The organism is Mycobacterium sp. E796, from assembly GCF_001672815.1.
Classification (GTDB): Bacteria; Actinomycetota; Actinomycetes; order Mycobacteriales; family Mycobacteriaceae; genus Mycobacterium.
In genome coordinates this window covers 21,403-27,684 of sequence record NZ_LZKK01000259.1, presented here as the reverse complement: position 1 = coordinate 27,684, position 6,282 = coordinate 21,403, and the positions used below count along the sequence as shown (strand labels likewise).

Sequence of the window (6,282 nt, the reverse complement as noted above, 5' to 3'; positions counted from 1 at the left end):
CCCGCGCTCGCCTCACCCTGCTTCTTGTTCTGCATCTGCGGGACGTGCCCGCGCGGGGCGGGGGAGGGCACCAGGCCCAGGAACGTCGAGGCGATCACCCGGGCGCCGGGCACCCGGTGTGGGTCGGAAAACACAGCGAGCTGCTCCAAGTGAGCCAGCTCTCGCAGGTCGACCTTTTCGGCCAGCTGGCGGCGAACCGAGGTGGTCATGTCCTCGTCCGTGCGCAGCCGTCCGCCCGGCAGCGACCAGGCGCCCTTCTGCGGATCCCTGGCGCGCTGCCATAACAGGACGTTCAACTGCGGTTTCTGTCTACGGGGGCCCGCCGTTACCTGACGAACCTGGAACACGACCGCCAGCACCTCGTGTTCAGTGCTAGTATGGCCCATGTTTTCGATTGTAAGTCGAAAACCTCCCGGGACGAAAGGAACCGCTGTGACGGTTTCGATTGGCATGGACACCCTCGCGGACGACCTGAGTGCCCGCATCACCGACACGCCCGCCGGATACACCGGCCTGGACGGCGACGAGCAGTGGGCAGCCGAGGTTCGCCGGCTGGCCACGCTGCGCGGCGCCACCCTGCTCGCGCACAACTACCAGCTGCCCGCCATCCAGGACGTGGCCGACCACGTGGGCGATTCGCTGGCGCTGTCGCGGATCGCCGCCGACGCGCCCGAGGACACCATCGTGTTCTGCGGAGTGCACTTCATGGCCGAGACCGCCAAGATCCTCAGCCCGAACAAGACCGTGCTCATTCCGGACCAGCGCGCCGGCTGCTCGCTGGCCGATTCCATCACCCCTGACGAACTGCGCGCCTGGAAGGACGAGCACCCCGGCGCCGTCGTCGTTTCCTATGTCAACACCACCGCCGCGGTGAAGGCGCTGACCGACATCTGCTGCACGTCGTCCAACGCGGTCGACGTCGTCGAGTCCATCGACCCCGACCGCGAGGTGCTGTTCTGCCCGGACCAATTCCTCGGCGCCCACGTCCGCCGCGTCACCGGCCGGAAAAACCTGCACGTGTGGGCCGGGGAATGCCACGTGCACGCCGGCATCAACGGCGACGAACTATCCGAGCAGGCGCGGGCAAACCCCGACGCCGAACTGTACGTGCACCCCGAATGTGGCTGCGCCACTTCGGCTTTGTACCTCGCCGGCGAGGGAGCCTTTCCGGCCGAGCGGGTGAAGATCCTGTCCACCGGCGGCATGCTCGACGCCGCCCACGAGACGAACGCCCGCAAGGTCCTGGTCGCCACCGAGGTCGGCATGTTGCACCAACTGCGCCGCGCCGCACCACAAGTCGACTTCCGCGCGGTCAACGACCGGGCGTCGTGCAAGTACATGAAGATGATCACCCCGGCCGCGCTGCTGCGCTGCCTGGTCGAGGGGGCCGACGAAGTCCACGTTGATCCCGACATCGCGGCGGCGGGCCGGCGCAGCGTGCAGCGAATGATCCAGATCGGGCAGCCGGGCGGCGGCGAATGATCGCCCGTCCGGATTGGACCCATTCCGCCGACGTCGTCGTAATCGGCACGGGCGTAGCGGGTTTGGCCGCCGCCCTGGCCGCCCATCGCGCCGGCCGCAGCGTTGTGGTGCTGTCCAAGGCGGACGAGGCGCGCGGGGTGACCGCGACGCACTACGCGCAGGGCGGGATCGCGGTGGTGTTGCCGGGCAACGACGACTCGGTCGAGGCCCACGTCGCCGACACCCTGGCCGCCGGTGCCGGCCTGTGCGACCCCGACGCCGTCTGCTCGATCGTCGCCGACGGCTACCGCGCCGTGTCCGAATTGGTCGGTGACGGAGCGCGATTCGACGAGGCCGTGCCCGGCCGCTGGGACGTGACCCGCGAGGGCGGCCACTCGCGGCGGCGCATCGTGCACGCCGGCGGCGACGCCACCGGCGCCGAGGTCCAGCGGGCACTCGACCACGCCGCGGCGACGCTCGACATCCGCACCGGCCACGTGGCCCTGCGGGTGCTGCACGACGGGGCCGCGGTAACCGGCGTGTGGACGGGCAACCCGGACGGCTACGGCGTCATCAGCGCGCCCTCGGTGATCCTGGCGTCCGGCGGGCTCGGGCACCTGTACGGGGCGACCACCAATCCCGACGGCTCCACCGGCGACGGCATCGCGCTGGCGCTGTGGGCCGGCGTGCCGGTCAGCGATCTCGAGTTCATCCAGTTCCACCCGACGATGCTTTTCGGCACTGGCGACGGGCGCCGTCCGCTGGTCACCGAGGCGATCCGTGGCGAGGGCGCGATACTGCTTGATTCCCAAGGTAATTCGGTCACCGCCGGCGTTCACCCGATGGGTGACCTGGCCCCACGCGACGTCGTCGCGGCGGCCATCGACGCGCGGCTGCGGGAGACCGGCGACCCGTGCGTCTTCCTCGACGCGCGCGGCATCGCGGGCTTCGAGGCGCGGTTCCCGACCGTCACCGCCGCGTGCCGGGAGGCCGGGATCGACCCCGTCCGTCAACCCATTCCGGTCGTCCCCGGCGCGCACTACAGCTGCGGCGGCGTCGTCACCGACGTGCACGGCCAGACCGAGTTGCCCGGGCTGTTCGCCGCGGGCGAGGTGGCCCGCACCGGGATGCACGGCGCAAACCGCTTGGCGTCCAACAGCTTGCTCGAGGGGCTAGTGGTCGGCGGTCGCGCCGGCAGGGCCGCGGCCGCGCACGCTTCGGCGGCCGGGCGGACCCGCGCGCTCGCGCCCGAACTCGTCGCCCACACCGCCTCACCGCGCCGCGACCTGCACCGGGCCATGAGCCGCGACGCCTCGGTGGTGCGCGACGCCGCCGGGCTGAACCGGTTGTCCGACAAGCTATCCGGGGCGCCCATCCGCGACATCACCGGCCGCCGCGATTTCGAGGACATCGCGTTGACTCTGGCTGCCCGCGCGGTGACCGCGGGCGCCCTGGCGCGCAACGAAAGCCGCGGGTGTCACCACCGCGCGGAGTACCCGGACGCAGCGCCCGAACAAGCCCGCAGCAGCGTGCTCCGGCTGGCCGACGACCAAAACTCGGTGCTGGTGGAGGCGCTGGCGGCGGTGGGGTGACGATGCTGTCCGACGGCGAACTCGACACCGCCCGAGACCTGATCCGGCGCGCTTTGCAGGAGGATCTGCGCTACGGGCCCGACGTCACCACGCAGGCCACGGTGCCGGCCGACGCGGTGGCCACCGCGTCGATGGTGCCCCGCGAGCCGGGCGTGATCGCGGGGGTGGACGTCGCGTTGCTGGTCCTCGACGAGGTCCTCGGCGCCGGTGGCTATGAGGTGCTCGATCGTGTCGACGACGGCGCCCGACTGCGGCCGGGCGAGCCGCTGCTGACGGTCCGGGCGCAGACCCGCGGCCTGTTGACGGCGGAGCGGACCGCGCTGAACCTGATCTGCCACCTGTCCGGAATCGCCACCGCCACCGCGGCCTGGGTCGACGCGGTGCACGGCACCAAGGCCAAGGTCCGCGACACCCGCAAGACCCTGCCCGGCCTGCGGGCGCTGCAGAAATACGCGGTTCGCGTCGGCGGCGGCGTCAACCACCGCCTGGGGCTCGGCGACGCGGCGCTGATCAAGGACAACCACGTCGCGGCCGCCGGATCGGTGGTCGAGGCGCTGCGCGCGGTGCGCGAAGCGGCCCCCGACCTGCCCTGCGAGGTCGAGGTCGATTCGCTCGAGCAGCTCGACGAGGTGCTGCCCGAAAAGCCCGAGCTGATCCTGCTGGACAACTTCCCGGTGTGGCAGACGCAGACCGCCGTGCAGCGCCGCGACGCCCGGGCGCCCGCCGTGCTACTCGAATCGTCCGGCGGCCTCAGCCTGGAGAACGCGGCGACCTACGCCGCGACCGGCGTGGACTACCTGGCCGTCGGCGCGCTGACCCATTCGGTGCGCGTGCTCGACATCGGCCTGGATATGTAGGTCCTCCCCGCTCGTCGCCCTCAGGTGGCCATGGCGTCGGCCGCCGAACGAGCCGAGAGCGCGTCGAGCACCGCGTATTCGGCTTCGTAGACCGCGGCCTCGGCGAAATCGATGGCGTCGAGCGCGTATCCGATGGCCATGTTGGCGTAGGCGTCCATCTCTTTGGCGTCGTGCGCGGCCTTCTTCTCGGCGAGGTCATGGCGAATCTTGTCGACGTGGTGCTTCCACTTGTGGGCCAGCTCCTGCCAGTGCTTCGATGCCTCGTCGTGGGCGGCCTCGGCCCGCTCTTGCAGGTGGTCGGCCGCCTGGGACGCTCGGTCACGCGCGTGGGCCACATCCGCCTGGACTTGTTCGCGGCCCTGCTGTGCGGCGGAGCGGATTTGGTCGCTCGCGTTCCTGGCGGCGACGGAGATTTTGTCGAACCGTGCGGTTAGATCGCCGTCAGCCATTGGACGATCCCTTCTGCCTGAGGCTGATTGCTGTGCAGCTGCAATTGTTGCGCTGCACCGGCGCGTGGGCGTAGGGCCCTAAGTCCTTGGTCCGTCCGGGGCATAGCGATCATCGGTTCTCGGCTTGCGAGACCGCGTCGTGTCGGCGTCCCGGGTCAACTGAGGGCCTGCAAATGGCCGTGGTGTGCGCTCATCAGCGGTCTGACACATGCGACCACTGGGGTCTAAGACCGCTGTGGCGGAGGCGGCGAGCGTCCTTAGCGACTTGGACATGGAGGCCTTCCGATTGCATGTGCATCCCGGGCGGAAAAATCGCGGAAATCCCGCCGCGAACTCACACCGAAAGCCGTGAGCGCACATCCCGCCGGAGCTCGCGGCGCAGCGCCGCCGGGGTTCGGCCGTCGACCGCGTTGTTGCCTGGGAAGACGCCCCGTCGGCCTGGCCGGCGATGAGAGGTAAAACGGTCTTCACACGGGCCTAGGCGTTGAGTGTGAACCTGTGGCTTTGCGTGTGAATGTAGGGCGGGAAAATCGGCGAAATCCCGCCGCCACTTCACGCCAAAAGCCGTCAGTTCACACGCAACGCCACGAAGCGTCAGGCGATGTCGGCGACGAACACCCCGACCCGGCTAAGCTGCGCGCGGACCATCCGCGGCAGCCCCTCGCCGTCGGAACCGGCGGGCAGGATCCGCGGGTTGGTGATGTGCACCACGCGATTGCGGCTGTACTCGACGTCGGCCTCGCCGGCGGCCAGGACGTTCTTGACCCAGTTCGTCTTGCCGTGGGCCAGCGCGATCGCCAGCAAGTTGCCCTTGCGGTACGGGGTGATGATGGTCTCGTACTGCTTGCCCGAGGTGCGGCCGCGGTGCTTGATGGTCGCGGTCCCGGGCAGAAAACGCGCGATCGGCTTCACCGCCGGGTTGAAGTACTTGATCTGAAAGCGCTCGAACCAGACCGGGAATACCATCGGGACGCCAGGGGCGTTGTTCGGGTGATTCTTTGTGGACATGACGGCTCCTTGAGCAACTCTGCGGGCCCTAACCGGTCTTACCCGGCCTTTCACGGGCACTGTACCGGTCCGGTGTCGACTTGAGCCGATCTGGGAGAGTGGGCGGCACGCGAATGCCGCCTGCGTGATGACGGTTCGTCGTTGCCACGTCGCAATAAGCCAAGCCGCACAAGGGATTTCGTTTTGCAGTCGGTGAGGTGGCGGGCGTACGGTTTGCCTATGACCAACGCGTGCGAGTCCATACCGAAACTAGGCGCTATCCCGGCAAAGTACAGATTTCTCATGGCCATGGCCGCCGCGCGTCCCGACGATGTCAGGGCGTTCGCCGCCAATGCTCGCGCGGCCGGCGCCTCGGAAGCAGAGATCGCCGAGGCGGTCGAGATCCGGCGATCCGTTGGTGCCGATGCCCCGCGGGCGCGGACACCACGGAGTTACCTGATCCGGTGGGCGGCGGCCATGATGGTCGGCGCAGCCTTGCTGATGCAGACCGCCGCACCGGTCCGGGCCGATGTATGCGGCGACGCCGGCGGTGCCCAGGCGTCGGCGGGTGGCTGCATCCAGCCCGGCGCGCCCGCCGGGGACACCCCACCGCAGGCCGGCATTCCCCAGCCGCCGTGGCTGTCGGTGATCGAGCGTCGCGATCCCCAGTTCGCCGACTCCTACCTGGCGATGCGTGAGCGCATCCTGAAGGACGGCGCGATCCCCGCCAAGTACAAGCTGCTCATCGGCATGGTCACCGATGCCATCGCCGCGCATCCGGATGGCGTCCGGATGCTGGCGGACAACGCCCGGGCGGCGGGCGCGACCGAACCCGAGGTCACCGAAGCGGTCGAGGTGGGATATCTGTACGGCGGGACCGCGGCACTGGTCATGGGAAGCAACGCGTTCGGCGGCTGAACGCCGATTCGCGCGGTC

At 69.6% G+C, this 6,282-nt stretch carries 7 protein-coding genes; 4 read left to right on the top strand and 3 right to left on the bottom strand.

Annotation, left to right across the window (positions count from 1 at the left end; all coding sequences use genetic code 11):
* Window positions 1-386, bottom strand: a 386-nt coding sequence (locus A5706_RS19825; protein ID WP_156767240.1) for an NUDIX hydrolase, incomplete at its 3' end; no start/stop codon positions are given.
* Between the two features lie 64 nt (window positions 387-450).
* Here A5706_RS19825 and nadA point away from each other — a divergent pair.
* From nadA to nadC, 3 genes are read left to right on the top strand one after another with little or no spacing between them, the layout of a single operon-like run.
* Window positions 451-1,482, top strand: coding sequence for a quinolinate synthase NadA (gene nadA / locus A5706_RS19820; protein WP_156767241.1), 1,032 nt, complete (start codon window positions 451-453; stop codon window positions 1,480-1,482).
* Window positions 1,479-3,053 (top strand): L-aspartate oxidase, encoded by a 1,575-nt coding sequence (locus A5706_RS19815; protein WP_068134096.1) that lies wholly within the window; start codon window positions 1,479-1,481, stop codon window positions 3,051-3,053. The genes nadA and A5706_RS19815 overlap by 4 nt, the downstream gene beginning before the upstream one ends.
* 2 nt (window positions 3,054-3,055) lie before the next feature.
* Window positions 3,056-3,910 (top strand): carboxylating nicotinate-nucleotide diphosphorylase, encoded by an 855-nt coding sequence (nadC, locus tag A5706_RS19810; protein ID WP_197517897.1) that lies wholly within the window; start codon window positions 3,056-3,058, stop codon window positions 3,908-3,910.
* 20 nt (window positions 3,911-3,930) lie between these two features.
* Here nadC and A5706_RS19805 read toward each other — a convergent pair whose 3' ends face one another.
* Both A5706_RS19805 and A5706_RS19800 read right to left on the bottom strand, forming a co-directional pair.
* On the bottom strand, window positions 3,931-4,359 hold the full coding sequence (locus tag A5706_RS19805; protein ID WP_068134092.1) for a hypothetical protein: 429 nt from the start codon (window positions 4,357-4,359) through the stop codon (window positions 3,931-3,933).
* A gap of 594 nt (window positions 4,360-4,953) precedes the next feature.
* Window positions 4,954-5,367 carry a nitroreductase family deazaflavin-dependent oxidoreductase gene (locus A5706_RS19800; protein ID WP_068134089.1) on the bottom strand — a complete coding sequence of 138 codons (414 nt, stop codon included), beginning with the start codon at window positions 5,365-5,367 and terminating at the stop codon, window positions 4,954-4,956.
* A gap of 282 nt (window positions 5,368-5,649) precedes the next feature.
* Here A5706_RS19800 and A5706_RS32450 point away from each other — a divergent pair, with 282 nt between their 5' ends.
* Window positions 5,650-6,264, top strand: a complete 615-nt coding sequence (locus tag A5706_RS32450) for a carboxymuconolactone decarboxylase family protein (protein ID WP_197517895.1) — start codon at window positions 5,650-5,652, stop codon at window positions 6,262-6,264.
* Window positions 6,265-6,282 lie beyond the last annotated feature (18 nt).

Coding starts and splice junctions, on each gene's coding strand:
- nadA (WP_156767241.1), top strand. CDS start 451: ATGGACACCCTCGCGGACGACCTGAGTGCCCGCATCACCGACACGCCC.
- A5706_RS19815 (WP_068134096.1), top strand. CDS start 1,479: ATGATCGCCCGTCCGGATTGGACCCATTCCGCCGACGTCGTCGTAATC.
- nadC (WP_197517897.1), top strand. CDS start 3,056: ATGCTGTCCGACGGCGAACTCGACACCGCCCGAGACCTGATCCGGCGC.
- A5706_RS19805 (WP_068134092.1), bottom strand. CDS start 4,359: ATGGCTGACGGCGATCTAACCGCACGGTTCGACAAAATCTCCGTCGCC.
- A5706_RS19800 (WP_068134089.1), bottom strand. CDS start 5,367: ATGTCCACAAAGAATCACCCGAACAACGCCCCTGGCGTCCCGATGGTA.
- A5706_RS32450 (WP_197517895.1), top strand. CDS start 5,650: ATGGCCATGGCCGCCGCGCGTCCCGACGATGTCAGGGCGTTCGCCGCC.